16 protein-coding genes are annotated in these 17,312 nt (G+C 29.2%); 2 read left to right on the top strand and 14 right to left on the bottom strand.

What is annotated here, in order from left to right:
• Positions 1 to 54: 54 nt before the first annotated feature.
• Together T514_RS0113575 and T514_RS0113570 are read right to left on the bottom strand one after the other, a co-directional pair.
• Positions 55 to 1,032 (bottom strand): YiiG family protein, encoded by a 978-nt coding sequence (locus T514_RS0113575; protein ID WP_027625282.1) that lies wholly within the window; start codon positions 1,030 to 1,032, stop codon positions 55 to 57.
• Between the two features lie 9 nt (positions 1,033 to 1,041).
• The gene (locus tag T514_RS0113570; RefSeq protein WP_027625281.1) at positions 1,042 to 2,037 is read right to left on the bottom strand and encodes a YiiG family protein; all 996 of its coding nucleotides are present in this window, start codon (positions 2,035 to 2,037) and stop codon (positions 1,042 to 1,044) included.
• Positions 2,038 to 2,344: 307 nt separating this feature from the next.
• On the opposite strand from T514_RS0113570, the gene T514_RS0113565 reads away from it, so the two are divergent.
• Positions 2,345 to 3,511 carry an anti-sigma factor gene (locus T514_RS0113565; protein WP_051542042.1) on the top strand — a complete coding sequence of 389 codons (1,167 nt, stop codon included), beginning with the start codon at positions 2,345 to 2,347 and terminating at the stop codon, positions 3,509 to 3,511.
• A gap of 30 nt (positions 3,512 to 3,541) precedes the next feature.
• On the opposite strand, the gene T514_RS0113560 is transcribed toward T514_RS0113565, so the two are convergent.
• From T514_RS0113560 to T514_RS0113505, 12 genes are all read right to left on the bottom strand, one after another.
• Positions 3,542 to 4,225, bottom strand: a complete 684-nt coding sequence (locus tag T514_RS0113560) for a phosphoribosylaminoimidazolesuccinocarboxamide synthase (RefSeq protein ID WP_027625279.1) — start codon at positions 4,223 to 4,225, stop codon at positions 3,542 to 3,544.
• A gap of 282 nt (positions 4,226 to 4,507) precedes the next feature.
• Positions 4,508 to 6,934 carry an ABC transporter permease gene (locus tag T514_RS0113555; RefSeq protein WP_051542041.1) on the bottom strand — a complete coding sequence of 809 codons (2,427 nt, stop codon included), beginning with the start codon at positions 6,932 to 6,934 and terminating at the stop codon, positions 4,508 to 4,510.
• 14 nt (positions 6,935 to 6,948) lie between these two features.
• Entirely contained in the window at positions 6,949 to 7,614 is a 666-nt protein-coding gene (locus T514_RS0113550; protein WP_027625277.1) for an ABC transporter ATP-binding protein, read from the bottom strand.
• Positions 7,615 to 7,780: 166 nt separating this feature from the next.
• On the bottom strand, positions 7,781 to 8,812 hold the full coding sequence (locus T514_RS0113545; protein WP_027625276.1) for a sensor histidine kinase: 1,032 nt from the start codon (positions 8,810 to 8,812) through the stop codon (positions 7,781 to 7,783).
• The gene (locus T514_RS0113540) at positions 8,809 to 9,498 is read right to left on the bottom strand and encodes a response regulator transcription factor (RefSeq protein ID WP_027625275.1); all 690 of its coding nucleotides are present in this window, start codon (positions 9,496 to 9,498) and stop codon (positions 8,809 to 8,811) included. The genes T514_RS0113545 and T514_RS0113540 overlap by 4 nt, the downstream gene beginning before the upstream one ends.
• A 161-nt stretch (positions 9,499 to 9,659) precedes the next feature.
• Positions 9,660 to 10,394, bottom strand: a complete 735-nt coding sequence (locus T514_RS0113535; protein WP_027625274.1) for a Fic family protein — start codon at positions 10,392 to 10,394, stop codon at positions 9,660 to 9,662.
• A gap of 215 nt (positions 10,395 to 10,609) precedes the next feature.
• Positions 10,610 to 11,653: a hypothetical protein gene (locus T514_RS0113530; RefSeq protein ID WP_027625273.1), complete on the bottom strand. Its 1,044-nt coding sequence runs from the start codon at positions 11,651 to 11,653 to the stop codon at positions 10,610 to 10,612.
• Entirely contained in the window at positions 11,646 to 12,077 is a 432-nt protein-coding gene (locus tag T514_RS0113525) for a hypothetical protein (protein WP_027625272.1), read from the bottom strand. The genes T514_RS0113530 and T514_RS0113525 overlap by 8 nt, the downstream gene beginning before the upstream one ends.
• On the bottom strand, positions 12,074 to 12,613 hold the full coding sequence (locus T514_RS0113520) for an RNA polymerase sigma factor (RefSeq protein ID WP_027625271.1): 540 nt from the start codon (positions 12,611 to 12,613) through the stop codon (positions 12,074 to 12,076). The genes T514_RS0113525 and T514_RS0113520 overlap by 4 nt, the downstream gene beginning before the upstream one ends.
• A gap of 8 nt (positions 12,614 to 12,621) precedes the next feature.
• On the bottom strand, positions 12,622 to 13,326 hold the full coding sequence (locus T514_RS0113515; RefSeq protein ID WP_027625270.1) for a hypothetical protein: 705 nt from the start codon (positions 13,324 to 13,326) through the stop codon (positions 12,622 to 12,624).
• Positions 13,319 to 15,484 (bottom strand): M1 family aminopeptidase, encoded by a 2,166-nt coding sequence (locus T514_RS0113510; protein WP_027625269.1) that lies wholly within the window; start codon positions 15,482 to 15,484, stop codon positions 13,319 to 13,321. Before T514_RS0113510 ends, T514_RS0113515 begins: the two co-directional genes overlap by 8 nt.
• Positions 15,477 to 16,352, bottom strand: a complete 876-nt coding sequence (locus tag T514_RS0113505; RefSeq protein ID WP_027625268.1) for an ATP-binding cassette domain-containing protein — start codon at positions 16,350 to 16,352, stop codon at positions 15,477 to 15,479. The genes T514_RS0113510 and T514_RS0113505 overlap by 8 nt, the downstream gene beginning before the upstream one ends.
• Before the next feature lie 226 nt (positions 16,353 to 16,578).
• On the opposite strand from T514_RS0113505, the gene T514_RS0113500 reads away from it, so the two are divergent.
• Positions 16,579 to 17,280 carry a peptidase associated/transthyretin-like domain-containing protein gene (locus T514_RS0113500; protein WP_027625267.1) on the top strand — a complete coding sequence of 234 codons (702 nt, stop codon included), beginning with the start codon at positions 16,579 to 16,581 and terminating at the stop codon, positions 17,278 to 17,280.
• Positions 17,281 to 17,312: the final 32 nt, after the last annotated feature.

The raw sequence follows: 17,312 nt of genomic DNA, 5'->3' as shown, positions 1-17,312 counted from the left end.
CTAAGATAAGGGGACAACATTATTATTGTTGTCCCCCTAAATTGTGCTATGCTTTTATTTCATTTTAACATACTCTAAAATAGCTTCTTTTATCTTATTTGAAAGATATTCTGTAGTTCCTTCTCCATTTCTGCTATAGCCAGAATTTTTATATGAATTATTTCCTTGAGCTTTTGTTAAAATATCTGTAGCTGCAGCTTTAACATCCATTATTTTATATGGAAAAGCTGGATCAATCTTTTCCTTTTTTATTCTATTAGAGTCCTTGGAGTACTCTAAAAATTTATTCATGTCTGCAACTAACAGGTTATACTTTTCTTTATATTTACTAACATCTAAACTAGCCATATTATTTTTAGTAACCTTTTGCCTTTGAAGTTCGCTTTCTAAATCCTTAGCTTTTAATAAAGAACTTAAGGCATAATATTTTATCATAAAATCATTTTTCTTAAATTCTTCTAACTTTTTCTTACTATCTTCTCTGAAAAAATCTCCAAAATCAGAACTAAACTTTTTATTCAAAGGCTTAACTTTAATATACTTTGAATATATCTTTTTATGTAGTTCTTTTCCCTTAACAAAATCATCATCTACATAAGATTTTAGTTTATAGTATGTATCTGCATCACTTAAAGCTTGTATTAATTCTTTAAATGCAGGGTGAAGTTCCTTAAGAGCATTATCAACTTTTTCAAAATGTGGTTCTGTTGAATAATAACTGAAGCCTTCTTCTAATTCCTTCTTGTTAAATTCTAAAAGGATACCATTATAAAGATTATCATTTTTGTCTACCTTAAATTCTTCTGTATCTCCAAACTTTGAAAAATAATAATCTAAAGATTCCTGTAGATTTCCTGTAATAAATGTATCTAAAGTTGCATATGCTTCATACTTCTTATTGTAACTTTCCCCTGTTTCTTTTGGTATTGCTTTATCTTTTATAGTTAATTTTTTTTCTCTATATTCACAAGAAGTAGCAATAGTAGATACAACTATACACATTATTATAGCTAAAGCAATTTTTCTAAACATAACATCACCTTAATCTACTGCTTTCATGTTAATCATATTATTATAAGAATCAACCATTTGGGATACTACTCTGCTAAATTCATGTAAAAGAGCATTTTTCCCACCTGTTGTAACCTTTCCTTTTGTGTTACTGTTTATAGTGGTATCTTTTGTTTTTAAAACTTCCATAATATCTGTAGCAGCAACTTTTATTCTTTTTACATCACTACTAAAGGTTGGTATAATAACAATTTTCTCTTTTTTCCTTCTCGCGTCATCTTTGGAATATTCTATAAATTTATTTATATCTTCTGTCAACAAATCATATTTTTCTTTATATTTATTAACATCATAATCTAAAATATTATCATCAGTAACTTTTGCCTTATAAAAAGACATTTCTATATCCTGTGCCCTATTTAAAATACTCATTGCATAGTATCTTATCATCATGTCATTTTTCTTTAGCTTATCTAAATCTTCCTTTTTCTTTTGTTCAGTTATAGTATCAAAACTAGTAAAAAACTTTTCTGCTAAAGCATCATATTCTTTATACTGAGCACATACTTTTTTATGTAATTCTTTACCTTTAGCAAACTTATCGTCTACAAAACCTTTTGATTTGTAGTAATTCTCTATTTCACCCAAAGTATTCATTAATTCCTTCATTTTTGGATGTAATGCTTTTATATTAGTATCAGTTTGTCCATATGAAGGCTTTTTTGAAGCGTATTCTAATGCTTTATCTAAATCATCTTTCTGCGCATCTAAAATAGGTGCTCCATTAAATCCATCAAAACCTTCTTTTATTATAATTTCATTTTCAATTCCGAACTTATTAAAATAAGTAGCTAATGCAGTATCTAACCATCCAGTCATATAATTGCTTAGTGTAACATAGTTATTATATTTTTCTGTATCCTCTTGTGAATTAACAGCTTTTGATTTCCCAGCTGAACCACAAGAAGTTAATAATAAACACATTGCCACACAAATTGAAATACTTGATAAAAACTTTTTTAACACTATTTTTCCTCCCTAAACATGTAATTCTAATATTGGATTAATTTTTCACTATACACTTATCGAACTTTTTTTATTTCTCTTCACCCCTTAATTTAATTTTTTTAATTGATGCTATCTAATCCTATTAACATAACAAAAGAACTATTTCTTAGCTCGTAAGCAATTGTATAAGATTTAACTTTACGGAAAATCAAAGAAAATAGTATATTGTTTATTATAGGGGCAATTTTTATTATTTGTAAAATTTATTATTTTTCTGTAACATTTTCCAGTTACATACGTTATTACATTGAAGGAGGTATGGTAAGTGAACAAAAATACACTAAATCATATATATCAATCATTTATGGTAGACGTATACCGTTATCTCCTATCTCTATACCATAATGAATATATTGCAGAAGATATAATGCAAGAAAAGCTTAAGGATTATACAGAAGGTAATCTATCTGGTGATGAAAAGAAATCAATTGAGATAGAACTTGAAAAACTTGAGGACTATCAAGAATTTTTAGACGAACAACTAAATATAGATGATAAAAATAACAGTAATAAAACATGTTTTAACCACAAAAAAGCAGCTATATCCGGAATTATTACCTCAATATTTTATAGCAGCAGAGACCCAAATCGTATGGAAATATACAGAGATGTGATTCAATCTACTATAGCTATAACAGAGCCAAATGTAAGATTTGGATCAGGTGGTACAAGTGTAGGTTCATTTTTCACAGCCACAATGACTGGAGAGTTAAAAAAACTTGTAGGATCAGATGAAATCAGAACTGGAGAAATGGATATAAATTTTTTTCTTGTGAAAATAGGATATCCAGAAAAAAAGTGGTTTCAAAATCAGAATCATTCATTGTTTTTTTCCTATCCTAAGTCATCAAAAAATGATGCCATGGTTAAAGACTGGAAAAAGCTCGAGAAACTTCGTGAAGGTACTGTTGCAGAAGCTTATATTTCCTTTGATAAATTTTATGAAACTGATGAGATACTAAAAAAATTTGAACACAAACAAGTAACATCTGTCTGGTTTGCAGTAGATACAGGATTTGAAAATACAGATTTTATAGATGAGCCTATAGGTTTCCCATATATCCCTATTTGGCATAGTGATGATATGACTTTAACCACTAAAAGAGAAAAAAAGGGTATATTATTTAGTAAAATCGTATCTGAAAGCAAATCTTCACCTAATGTTGACTCTTATGGAAGTGGTAAATTGCGTAATGAAAACTTTATAAAAACTTTAGATTTCTTGAATGAGTATAATAAAATCACTAGTAAAGTATCTTCAATTCCTAAATTAGATTTACAAAAAGGAATAGATTATATAAACTCAAATGGAGTTAAAATATATGGCATGGTGATAACTGGCCCATCGAAAGAAATACTAAAACTAAAACAAGAACAATGGATTAAAGGAATTAATGTTGGTGATGTACAGCTATGGAACTGGGAAGAATAGTAAAATAGCACCTCTATGGGTGCTATTTTACTATTCAAGCATTAATTTTTCTAACTGTAATGGTTCTATATATTCCCCATTCTTATATGCTCTCATATTTCCCCCTGAAATTTCGTCTATTAAAGCAATATGCTTATCATGTCCTACTCTTCCAAACTCAAGTTTTATATCGTATAATTCTATATCTTTTTTCAATAATTCATCTTTTACTATGCCACATATCTTTTTAGTAAGACTTTTTAATACTTCATATTCATGCAAAGAAAGTATTCCTAACATGCTTAAAGCGTCTTCAGTAATTGGTGGGTCTTGACGAGCATCATCTTTAAGCGTAACTTCTACAAAAGCATCTAATTCTTGTCCTTCTTTTGCATACATACCATAGCGACGCATAAAGCTTCCTACTGCTCTATAGCGACAAATTACCTCAAGACCATTTCCAAACAATGTAGCTGGTTTTACCTTCATTGTACCTTCTTCTATATTTGCTTTTATATAATGTATAGGTATTTCTTCTTCTTTTAGTCTTTCAAAGAATAACTTAGTTAATCTAAGACCTGCCTTACCTACTCCTTCTATAGTTAATCCAACAGTATTGGCGCCTGGATCAAAAACTCCATTTTCTCCTGTTACATCATCCTTAAATTTAAGCAAATAATTTCCGTCCTCTAATTCAAATACATCCTTTGTTTTACCTTTATAAACAAGCTTCATTCACTACACTCCTTATCTAATAGAAATTTCCATATCATTTACACTTTTGATTATATACCAACTTTAACATATAAATCAATACTAATATTCGATATGGTACAGATATTTTTAGTTATTTTAATTTAAATATCCATATAAACTATATGTGATAAATTTATTCTATATGTTAAATTTTTAAAATCCAACATATCCTATAAGACCATATTACTGACTCCCACTAAAGTTATCACCCTATCTGAAATAAATGGATTAGTCTATAGTTTTCATATAATCAACAAAAAATCATTCTGTCCTTAACCTTTCGGTTAGTGTATTCTTTTTCATAGCTTTGCAGATGAATTTACTAACCAACATCTGCAACCCAATTAGCAGTACAGCAAACAGTATAAGCGGCCAAAGTATAAAATGAAACTCAATAAATTTTAGAGCCATTACCTCACGTGCCAAATAGCACAATCCTTTACCAATAATAAGGCCTAATATTGATGAAACGATAACAGATTTTCCACTTATGCTCATGCCCTCTCTATAAAGCATTTGGCGTAATTGCTTTTCGGTCATACCAACTGCTTGCAAGAGAGCAAATTCACGTTTGCGAATAATTGCACTGTTAATAAGTATATTGAGCATATTTAGAATTCCAAAAAATACAACGAATAGACATATTCCATAAATGCTCCACATCATTGCGTTCATCCAATTTTTAACAACAGAATACTCCTCATCATATACTTTTAAAGTTAGATCTGAATTTTTGCTTATAATATTCTCTAATTCTGATTGCACCATATCATGGCTTTCAGGATCACAAAATACTGAAATGTGTGTGGTTCCATTATAAGGAGTTAAGGTTTCTATGATCTTGGGAGAAGTATAAAACAGTTTGGTTGCAGAAAAATACGCAATACCAACTACCCTAAATTCTTTTGCTATAAAACTATCACCACTTACAATTTGAAATTTAATTATATCACCAACTTTAATTTTTCCGTAATCATAAGAGCTTTGGCTGATACGGAACTGATTAATTATAATACCGTCATCACCTAAATCATCAATGCTAATACTACCTGATACTAATTCCATCGCATTTTCAATCAGCTCAGGGGAGATACTACCAATACTTTGATTCAATGTTTTGCCGTCTAAGTCTAAAAATTTAGGTTCACTCATTATACCAACAACACATTGGTTTTTAATAACTTTCTTTACTCCTACAATAGAATTAATTTTTTCAATAAAATCATCTGTAAAAGGATTGTTTTGCGAAATTTGTGAAAATCTTTGATAAAAATTATCCATCCGTATGCTCACCATAAAATCTTCCCTCAACGGATAATATTGCAACATCATTGTTTTTAGATCAGTTGAACCTATTAAAATAGTCATAGCAATAATTAATGTTCCACTAATACTGAGGGAAATTACAGACATATGATTCTTTTTTCTATGAAAATACAAACTATTTTTTGCTAAATTCGTAGGAGTAATATGCCCCAACTCTTTTCTATTTTTCATATTTGAAGGATTGGTATATTTCATAGCTTCAATTGGCGATATAGATGCAAGAATTTTCGCTGGTTTTTTTAAAGATAGCTTAATCACAATAACAATCAGTATACCTACTGCAAAAAGAATTAAAACATCATATAAAATCCACTTTGTTGATGAAAATAATGTAGTTATAACTAATGAAACAATCATACCAATAGGAATAAAACAACACATAAGAATATGACCCTGCATTTTCAAAAACATTTTTAATTGCCTTGGTGTTGTTCCAAGAGACAACATTTGTGCATACATTTGTATAGAATTTACAATAGAGATATAGAAAATACTATAAATTACAAAGCTACTTGCAAACATTATAAGTAAAGCAAAAAAGACTAATATAATAAGTTGAGTTGGTTCTAATACAATGCCCTCAATATACATATTATTTAGAACAATATTATAGCTTTTTATACCCAAATCATTTCCAAATGATCTTAATAAATCTTTTTGTGAATTTTTATCCAATTTTGTATTTTCTTTATTCAACCTTACAAGAATATCCAAACCATCTGGCCTTTGACTATTAAATTTAGAGCTAACAACATTTCCAATCTGTAATATAGTTTGCTTACGATAAATATTGGATGTAATAATATAAAATTGCTTTGTACTTTCCTGAGCTTTATTTTCAATAATGCCTGATAAAGTAAATACTTTGTCCACTTTCTTATTAGTAAATGTATCTGTATAAGAAAATCGTATACTACTTCCAATAGATGTTGGCAAATTATGATTGTGTAAATATGCAGCAGATATAAGAATTTCATTTTCAGCTGTAGGCATATTACCCTCTACTAAATTGTATCCTAAAAATTCCATTGTGTTTGTGTCCATATATGCAATATCTGTTCGTCCTTCCTTATCTACAATACCACCAAAATATTTGTAAATACCAACTTTTGAAAAATTAGTGTTATTTTCAATTTTCTCTATTGTATCATTATCAACAGTACGATACATGGCATGGTATGTTGAACTGTGTACCTGCTCCATTGCGTCATTGAGCAAAAACATAAATACAATAGCCATAAGACAAGTAGCAATCAGAATAATCACACCAGATAAAAAAGTTTTTAATTTATGTGCTTTTAAGTCTGCAACTGCTAACTTCTTTATAATTTTACTTGTGTCATTTTCAAATGGCCATATCATAACGTACCACCTCCTTAACCTACGATTTTACCATCTTCAATCCGTACAATACGATCCGTAAGCTGGGCAATCTCAGTGTTATGGGTAATCATTACGATAGTCTGATTGTACTCTCTGTTTGTACGCTGTAACAATCCCAGTACATCCGCACTAGTTTTGCTGTCCAAATTTCCAGTTGGTTCATCTGCAAGGATAATGGCTGGTTTTGTGATCAATGCACGGGCAATAGCAACCCGTTGCTGCTGACCACCTGAAAGATTATTGGCCATATTTTTTAGTTTATCTTCCATACCTAACATTTTTACCACATCCTTCATAAATTTCTGATCTGCCGTGCCACCATCTAGCTCTACAGGTAGTACAATATTTTCATATACATTCAGAATAGGAACAAGATTATAATTTTGGAATATGAATCCAATGTTACGACGTCGGAAAATGCTAAGTTGTTCATTATTCATTTTCGCCAGTTCTTTGCCACGAACTATTACACTACCAGAAGTAGGCAAGTCCAACCCTCCAATCATGTTGAGCAAAGTAGACTTTCCACTACCCGAAGTACCAACAACTGCCACAAATTCCCCTTGCTCCACAGAAAAATTCACACCATCAAGAGCTCGGGTGATATTGGTTTTTGTGCCATAATATTTTTTTAAATCCTTTGTTTGTAAAATACTCATATAAAAATCATCCTTTCAAATTGATAAATTCATTATAAAACTGAAAGGTTGCAGAAATGTCCTAGCAAATGGAAAATACCCCCAAATTCTCAACTGAAATATTACACTCTTAGAACAATTCAAAAATAGTGATTGTTATACCCCAAAATAGCTAATCACTACCTTGCTATCTGTTAGGAAGAAAAATGGAAAAATTGGAACCTTTACCGACCTCTGAATTCACTTTGATGTAGCCGCCCTGTTGTGTAATGATCTCACGAGCAAGGTACAGTCCAATCCCAATACCCGGCTCGTCGTGTACTTCTTCCTCCCGATAGAAACGCTGAAAAATAGATGCCTGATTACTTTCCGAAATTCCTTTACCTGTATCATTCACATTTACCTTGACATATATCTCTAATTCTTCCACAACTACACTGATCATGCCACCAATAGATGTATACTTAACAGCATTATCCAAAATATTAAACAGAGCTTCCGCTGTCCATTTACTGTCATGTGGAAATTGCAAATCTTCCGAACAACTCACTGTCACATCAATGGATTTCTTCTCTGCCGGATATACAATACCACTAAGTGCCAGCGCCAGTGTTTCATATAGAAGAGCTCTTTTCTTTTCCAGTTGGATTACTCCGATTTCCAAGCGAGAAGTCTTTACTATTGCTTGCATGAGAAAATCAAGCTTATCAAGCTGTCCCTGAATACTATGCAAAAATTCTATCCGTTCTATATGGGAAACAGGCTTTGTCAGCAGCGTATCCGTTATCATTTTCAGATTACTGATAGGTGTTTTAACCTGATGAGAAATATCAGAGACCAGTACTTGCAGTTTCTCCCTTTCCTCATCTACCTTTCGTCGATTCTCCTGCATAATTCCATAAAGCCTGGAAAGACGGTGATTAATGCGAGCAAACAATGTTTCCTCATCTGATGGCTGTTCTAGTTCTTCACTTCCATTTATCATATCATCCAATATGTTACACAAATCACCAGTAAAAATGGTTAGTTGTTTTTCAAAGAGCCACATAAATAAAATAAGCCATAAAAGAGTACACACCATGAAAAACAGCCCTGCTATAATTACTACCAATTTGCCAGTTATCAGATACAATATAACTATCAAAAGTATCATTGTAATGAGCATACCAGCTACAATCCCCAAACAAAGATTTTTTACAGAGGGACGGTTAGCTTTCATTTTTGCTCACCCCCAGTCCACATATATCCCATACCATAAACAGTTTTAATATATTGTGTTCCATCCACTTCAATTTTACCTCGTACTCGACTGATAATAGTAGTCAAAGTATGTTCATCTACAAATTTTCCATCCACATCCCATAACTTTTCTAACAATCGTCCTCTGGTAAGTACCTGACGTGGATTTTTAGCAAACATGTTAAGTGCTCGATACTCCATTGGAGTAAATGTAATCATTTTCCCATGTAGATTGGCTGTCTGATCTGAAAAATCTATTCTTAGTTTTCCATCATCAAATATATCTCGTAATGGCTTATGATTTTCCATCCACCCAAACATAGCTTTGATTTTCCGTTGTAAAGCTTCAATAGAAAAAGGTTTTGTAATGTAGTCAAAACCTCCAACTTCATAACCTTTTATCATATCACTTTCTTGATCGTTGGCAGTCAAAAAGATTACAGCGATTTTTTCATGTCCCGATTTAATCAAACGGCACAAATCATATCCATTGCCGTCAGGAAGATTAATATCCAGCAGAACTAAATCAAATTCTCCTTTTTTTAAATACTCAGTAGCAGAGCGAGCATTTAAAGCTGAAGTAATTATATAGCCATCTGAATTCAGATTATATGCTAATGTTTTATTTAAAAGAGTATCATCCTCCACAATTAAAATCTTTTTCATATCCTTATTTCCTCTCTTATTTTTTATTTATTATAATTGGCAAATGTCCTAAAAAAGTTACAATCACAAATTTTTTAAACAACTTCATAATTTTCTATAAAATAAACAAGCCCCAGACCTGTAAGGTTTCTGGAGCTCAGTTTCTTATTGTCAATATATACTTATCCCGCTATATATAAATATGTATCCAAACTTCTATTGACTGCATTTGCAACAACTTTCACAAAATCGTCTATATTTCCATCTACGCTGGCTTTTTCTAAAGTTTTCATGTACTCATCTCTTTCTTCTGTTCTTATAACCGTAATAGGATATCCACTTCTCATTAATATTAAATTCATTAGAAGTCTTGCTGTCCTTCCATTTCCATCTATAAAAGGATGAATATACACATATTTAAAGTGAAATTTTGCTGCCAATTCTATTGGATGTAATTTATCTTTATTATCCTTATACCAATTTACTAGTTCATTCATTTTTTCTTGTACTAAAAAATGTTCTACTGGTCTATGTTGGCTACCACTTATTAATACATTAACTTTTCTATACTCACCTGCATTTTTATTATCTATACTTTTTAATATTATATGATGTAAGTCCCTTACAACCCTTTCAGATATATCTATGTTTTTGTTAACTATATCTTCTATATAATCTATAGCTTCTTTATGATTTATTACTTCTAAATGTTCTCTTAAACTTTTACCTCTACCAATGGTTAATCCTTCTTCTAAAATTACTTTTGTTTCAGTAATTGTTAAAGTGTTTCCTTCTATGGCATTAGAATTATAAGTTAACTCAACATCAAAATACTTTTTCAAATTATCTATTGCAACTTTGTTAAATGGTCTTTTATTATCCAATAATGTTTTTTTATTATCTATTTCATTAAACATTTTTGCACCCCTATTATTTATTTAATTTAATTACTTGTTGTCTGTTACACAATCCGTATGTCCTAACATTATTATAACATAGGCCAATGGTACATTTAATATCATTGGCTTTATTATATTAATTAAAATTTATGTTTATACTAGTACCTACCCCTAACTCACTTTCTACATCAATATGTTGTGTTATTTTTTTGTTTTGATACAGCAGCTTTTTGTTACTTCAAGCTTCTACTACAATTCATTCTATGAATTATATATACAAACACACTAGCAATTATCATATATAATAATCTATTATAGTATATAATTGAATTATAACTATTTAACTCATTTACATAACCACTGTATAACGAATAATTCCACCTTATTACAAAAGAGGATAGGTTAATATCAAAGGACATCACTGTAATAGCATAAACAAATTGAATTGCAACAGTTATATATCCATTTTTCACAAAGAGACTTAAAAGCATCATTTCCGCTATTGCATAAAGTATTGTAGGGAGAATCCATATAAATAAAGGCTTTAAAAAATCTGTTATATTTACTGTCCATCCATATAAGTTTGCAATTCTTAATGACGCACCATAAGTAACCCCTGCTAAAATAATTGAAAATAAAAATAGATTAAAACACATAGCAAAATAATAGGAAACTAAATTAGTTCTTCTTTTTTTATACAAAAATCCTATAAGAAAAATAGGAAATACTGAAATGGTAATACCTAAAATATCTGCAAAAATTGTGGCAGTATATTTAGAAAAACTCATATTTTTCATTACATACTCTATTTCTTTTCTAAACTCTATATAATTTTCTTTGGTGTTTAAAGGTTTTTCACAACATAAATAACTATACGTATATGAAAAAATTCCATCTTTAGGTTTTTGTAATTTTTTACATATATTATCAATATCCTCTCTATACTTTATATATGTGATTTTTCCCTTATCAAATTGGTCTAACATATACTTTAATTTTTCTTTTGTATCTTTATCTATATCAACCTTCTTATAACTCATACTAAATCCCAATAATCGTTTATTAAAAATAATACATTCATTTTTATATATCCATTTAGTATTTTGGTATGCCATGTCCATAGTTGTTTTTTCACATGCAGTAGTAAATTTCATATTGATTCCATCTGGTCCATATAACTTTATTGCAGGTATAACCTCTGTAGTATAAACAAGAACCATTACACATATAAACAACCAGTACAAAGGCTTTTTTAATATACTTTTAAAATCACTCATCAAACTCAACCTCTTTATAATTTGTATAAATCATTCCAACTATCATAAGAACTACTGCAAAAAATTTCACAATTTCACTAGAAAAAAGCTGTGGTTTTATTAATGAAATTATAGTAAGCACAGCAGCTACTATAACCTCTACCCATATAAATGTAAAATGTTTTTCCCTATTGTTAGCTTGTCTTACCTTTTGCCATATTTCATTATTAAACTCTCTATTATCCATTTTAATTGCTTCATACTGTTTAAGCTGACTTTCTTTCAAATCACTAATTACCACTTTTGTCTTATTAAGTAACTCTATATACTCTTTGCAGTGACTGCACTTATAAATGTGTTTTTTAATATCATCATCTATATTCCAACTATTTATTTCCTCAATAGTATACATATCAAGTTTCTCTATGGCTTCTTTACACTTCATTTTCCACACTCCTTTCTAAAAAAATTAAAAAGTTTCTTTCTCCCACGATGTATATAAGACTTTATACTAGATAAGCTTTTATCCATAATATGAGCTATTTCTTCATAGCTCATATTATCATAATCCCTTAAAATAATAGCTTTCTTGTAATTGTCATTAAGTTTTTCCATGTTCTTTAATAAAATTTCATACTCTTCTTTACAAATTATTATTTCCTCGGGAATATTACGGTTAGATAAATTAATATTATCCTCTAAAGGAACAACATCTACTCTTTTTTTTCTAATGTTATCAATGCAAAGCCTTTTAACTATTGTAAAAAGATATGTCTTTAAGGATGCCTTTTTAGAATCATATTTATCAATGGAAAGGTACAACTTTACAAAGGCATCCTGCACAACTTCCTCTGCAACATGGAAATCTGAAAGATATCCATAGGCAAACAACACAGCACTATTTCTATATTTATCTACTAATGCTTCAAAGGCAAGGTTGTCTCCTTCTCTCACACGAATTATTAATTCTTCATCATTCATATAAATTATCACGCCTTACTCTTTCTACATGCAAATATAATAAGAACCATCCCTAATACTGTCATAAATATTCTACTAAATAAAAAGTCCAAAGGTAAAATAAAATCTTCATTACTTGCAAACAATAAATATCTAATGGTATTATTTCCTGCTATATCTAACCATTGAGGCAGGTTTAAATTTAATGATGTCCCTAAAAATACAATAGGAATAAATAAATTAAGAAGTTTTTCACTTGCCCTTCCAATATTCATAGATAACCCTAAAATTAAGAGTAATGCGGGAAATACAAGTATCACAGTAGGATATAAAAATTTATTAAAATCATAAAATCTTAAATAATATGCATACCATATAAAACTTAAAGCTATTAATATAATTATTGAAATACATATTGATATGAATATACCTATTTGTTTTAAAAAATAATAGCCTTTTTCTGAAAATGTAGTTGAAAACATTATATTTTTCACTCTATTTTCATTATTAGAAAAAACATTTAACCCTAAAAGAACTATAAATGTAATAAGAAGGCTATTTTGTCTTACTATAAAATCAGCATAAGTCCACGGAGAAACTGCTGCATGTAAATTCCAAGAACCTAATAATGTATTTAAGTCCTTTAATACACTTATAATTAATAATAAATTTATATAAAAATATTTTTTTGATAATATAATACTTTTTAGCTCATATTTAATTAATTTAGTCAATGTTTAACTCCCCCTTCTCTATTTTCATTTCTTTTAAGAATTCATCGTATGTGAGGGATTTCATTTTATATTTTTTATATAAATCCGCTAGATTTTTTTTAACATCACACTTACCTTCATCTTCAATTCTTATAAGCTCTAAAGGAACTTTCATGTATGCATTTCTTTTTTTATCATAAAGTCCTAACTTCATTTGAGTTTCCTTAGGAATTCTCTCCTGGAGATTTTTTTCTTCAAAATATTTTTTATTAGGATTATTAACTACTTCCCTTTGCCAACTTTGTACTGAAGTTAACCATGCTTCTTTACCAAATTCATTATCTAAATATTTATAAGCTGAATAATTAGCAAGTCCTTCTGTAATCCATGATTTATCTCCAGTAATGTTTACTCCTCCACCCCACCACTGATGTGCTATTTCATGGGATATTATTTCTATATCGTGATAATATATAAACATATTATAATCTCTTTTTCCCTCTTTTAACGGACTCTTCTCCCTATTAAACATATATTCTGAAATAGTTACCACATTAGCTGTAGAGTGTCCTCCTATTTTATACTGAGATGTTTCAACTATTTTAAATGGATATTTCTTAAAGGCGTATTCTCCAAAAGTATTTTCATAATAATTTAAAATATTATTTATCTGTTTTTCTATTTCTGCATTTTTTATATAGTTTTCATGCTTTTGGCTATAATAAAATTCCACGTCCACAGTTCCCGCTTTAAATTTTTCCATTCTGTAATTTGATGCAAATATTCCCACATTAAGCTCTGATAACTCTCCTTCATAATTCCAAATTTTATATTCATTATCCCCACTAATATTTTCTAGTCTTCCAACGGTGACTACAGTTAAATTCTTAGGTGCTTTAATAGAACCTTTTATTTTTATTTTTTCTGCCTCTTTAGTCATTGGCCTTAATAACCAGTTGCTGTTTTCCAAAAGATAGACACTATCATCACTTATATATCCTGCAAAACCTGATGGAGCTGGATTTTTTATTTTCCCATCATATTTAATAGTAACTATCACTTCTTCCCCTTTAGGAACTGGTATTGTAACAGTATCTTCTTTATCTATGTTTAAAAATGATGTTTCTTTTTTATTTACTAATATATTTTTGATATTAAGTCCTATGTTTCGTTTGAAATCAATGTATTCCTCTTTATAATCCTTTTTAAAAACATATTTTACATCACAGGAAATTGTCTCATTTTTAGTATTAATTACTGAAGTAGGATATACTTCTTTAAGAATTATACTTTCATTTATCTTGTCATTTTCCATATGTCTTACTGCTGCATCTACTTTATCTGTATAAGGCTCCTTTATATACATTAATATTGATGCTATAAAAACAACTATGCATACTGTAACAACTTTTATTGATTTTATATTTATAGAAAAAGACTTAAATAATGAAAGCTCATATCTATTTCTAAATAAAATGCCTATAATAAATATACATAAAAATCCAATTAACTGAAATAATCTACTGTATATAATATACTTTGTAATAGGTTGTATTCCTGCAAAATCTGAATATATAGAGTAGGAATAATTAATCCAATTAAATAAATAATTTGAGGAACTAATTCCAATAAAAAAGCATACTCCAAAGGTTAAAAAAGTAACATCCATACTTTGGATTATAAAGTATACTCCACTACATAAAAGTATTGCAAATATCATAGAAAAGAATATTATAAAAGTATAAGTAAATATATTAGTGAATATATGAAATTTTATATTTAAAAATCCACTTTGAACTATAAATGAAACAATAGTAATTAATACAACAGTAATAAAAGCATAAAATATTACTGCCATAACACGTATTAAATTCACCTTATTATAATCCATAGTGCTCTGTATCATAAATTCACTTCTTTTACGTTTATCCCTGCTTAAAGTAAAACATGTTATTATTGCAAACAAAGCTGCGGCTGGTATCGCTACTACATTAGAACATAGTAAAGATATAGTTAAAGAGGTTCTATTTAAATTTGTTAAACTCATTTCATTTGCACTTGTAGTGTCTAAAAGTCCATAAATAGTAAATGCTAATATTATTATTATAGAAGGCATCACAAGCTTATCTTTAGATATTGCTTTTATTTCCTTTTTTAGTACCCCAAAAGCATTATTCAAAGGACTCACCTTCCTTTAGCATACAATAAACATATGCATCCTCTAATGTAGGAGTTGTACTTACTGCATTGGAAGGTAGTCCATCTCCAACTATTTTATATTTTACTCCATCACTAGTGATAATTCTTGAAGTTATCTTAAAGTTCCCTTGAATTTCACTTTCTCCTTCATTCCTTACATGAATTGTTGATACATGTCCTTCAGCCCTTTTAATCAGCTCTGATGGGGAACCTGAGTATAATATTTTTCCCTTGTCCATAACTATTAAAAGATTACATATAGCTTCAACATCCTCAATTATATGCGTAGATAAAATTACAAGCTTGTCACTTGCATTTTCCGAAAATAAATTACGAAATTTAATTCTTTCTTCTGGATCAAGCCCTACTGTTGGCTCATCAACAATTAAAAGTTCAGGATCATTTAAAAATGCTTGGGCAATTCCAGCTCTTTGCTTTTGTCCACCAGATAATGTTTTAATTTTTTTATCTTTTTTATCATCTAAATTTGTTTTTTTAATACACTGATTAATTTTACCTTTAACATTTGATTTAATTCCTTTAACAGCAGCCATATAATCTAAGAATTCATATATCGTAAGATTATCATATAATCCGAAATCCTGTGGTAAATACCCAAGTCTCTCCTTTAAATAATTTTCATTCTTACTTAATTCCATGCCATCAATACAAATACTTCCTTCCGTTGGCATAAGCTGACCTACTAAAAGCTTCATAAGTGTAGACTTACCAGCTCCATTAGGACCTACAAGTCCCACAAGACAAGGACTTTCAATGGAAAAATTAACATTATTTAATGCCTTCACCCTTTTATAGGATTTAGATAAATTTTCAATTTGAATTTTCATTATAAATTCCTCCCAAATAATTTTCACTTCTTTTACGAGAGGAATTATAAAAAGTTGCACCTAGTTTAAATTTTACTTGTATTAATAAATTCCTATGGAATCAAATATGATTTAAATTAAAATATAGTAAGTATTTAATTAATTCATATGCCTATTTCATGCTTATTGTAATTCATGTTATAATATTGATAATATTTTAAAATTATGGAAAGGTTTGATAATAATTATGAGAAATAATTCAAAATTCTTTATTTTAGGCGCTATTACAGCCGCTGTGCTTTTAGGCTTAATTTTCATATTTGTAAACAAAAATAGAACTAAAGTAGACATGCCTTCTAACACAGTAAATAGTAAACCTGATACTACTACTAGTGCAACTGATGACATTATTCATTCAAAAAAAACATCCCCTTCTCCTACTAAAGAAATATCTATTAAAGGAACTCTTAAATATAAAATTAGTGACACAGAAAATGAAGCTGACACTGATGCTAAGCTTCTTTTAATATGTAAGGAATTGCCTAAAGATAGTATCTCTATACACGATATAAATTTATTTAGTAATGGCCGTGATTTTGATAAGTTTAAAAGTAACTACTGTTTTGCTACATTTACTGATTCTAATGGAAATTATGAATTTAAGCAGATTCCAAAGGGGAAATATGTTCTTATATCAGTATCTAATAATTTATTTTTAAAGCCTACTCCAAACAAAGATAAAAATTCATCTATGCCTCCAAATAAAATTGTTCATCCTTTAGATTCTAAACAGAAAGCATTACTATCTCCTTTAGCAAATACTTTAAATTGCAATCTTGATGAACTAGCTTTGCTTTTATTTAGAGCAAATCAATATCATATAGAAGAAGTCCATTTGACTAATAGTACACCTTGTGTTATAAACTATACCTTTACAGATAATAAATAAATTAAAAAATAGTAGCTTTCTACTGATAGTGG

The organism is Clostridium lundense DSM 17049, from assembly GCF_000619945.1.
GTDB lineage: Bacteria > Bacillota > Clostridia > Clostridiales > Clostridiaceae > Clostridium_AO > Clostridium_AO lundense.
The sequence above is the reverse complement of the archived record's forward strand: the minus strand, read 5'-3'. Positions and strand labels throughout refer to the sequence as shown.

Bases quoted from the DNA above. Each gene is read 5' to 3' on its own strand.
- T514_RS0113575 (WP_027625282.1), bottom strand. From the start codon at position 1,032: ATGTTTAGAAAAATTGCTTTAGCTATAATAATGTGTATAGTTGTATCT.
- T514_RS0113560 (WP_027625279.1), bottom strand. From the start codon at position 4,225: ATGAAGCTTGTTTATAAAGGTAAAACAAAGGATGTATTTGAATTAGAG.
- T514_RS0113555 (WP_051542041.1), bottom strand. From the start codon at position 6,934: ATGATATGGCCATTTGAAAATGACACAAGTAAAATTATAAAGAAGTTA.
- T514_RS0113550 (WP_027625277.1), bottom strand. From the start codon at position 7,614: ATGAGTATTTTACAAACAAAGGATTTAAAAAAATATTATGGCACAAAA.
- T514_RS0113545 (WP_027625276.1), bottom strand. From the start codon at position 8,812: ATGAAAGCTAACCGTCCCTCTGTAAAAAATCTTTGTTTGGGGATTGTA.
- T514_RS0113540 (WP_027625275.1), bottom strand. From the start codon at position 9,498: ATGAAAAAGATTTTAATTGTGGAGGATGATACTCTTTTAAATAAAACA.
- T514_RS0113535 (WP_027625274.1), bottom strand. From the start codon at position 10,394: ATGTTTAATGAAATAGATAATAAAAAAACATTATTGGATAATAAAAGA.
- T514_RS0113530 (WP_027625273.1), bottom strand. From the start codon at position 11,653: ATGAGTGATTTTAAAAGTATATTAAAAAAGCCTTTGTACTGGTTGTTT.
- T514_RS0113525 (WP_027625272.1), bottom strand. From the start codon at position 12,077: ATGAAGTGTAAAGAAGCCATAGAGAAACTTGATATGTATACTATTGAG.
- T514_RS0113520 (WP_027625271.1), bottom strand. From the start codon at position 12,613: ATGAATGATGAAGAATTAATAATTCGTGTGAGAGAAGGAGACAACCTT.
- T514_RS0113505 (WP_027625268.1), bottom strand. From the start codon at position 16,352: ATGAAAATTCAAATTGAAAATTTATCTAAATCCTATAAAAGGGTGAAG.
- T514_RS0113500 (WP_027625267.1), top strand. From the start codon at position 16,579: ATGAGAAATAATTCAAAATTCTTTATTTTAGGCGCTATTACAGCCGCT.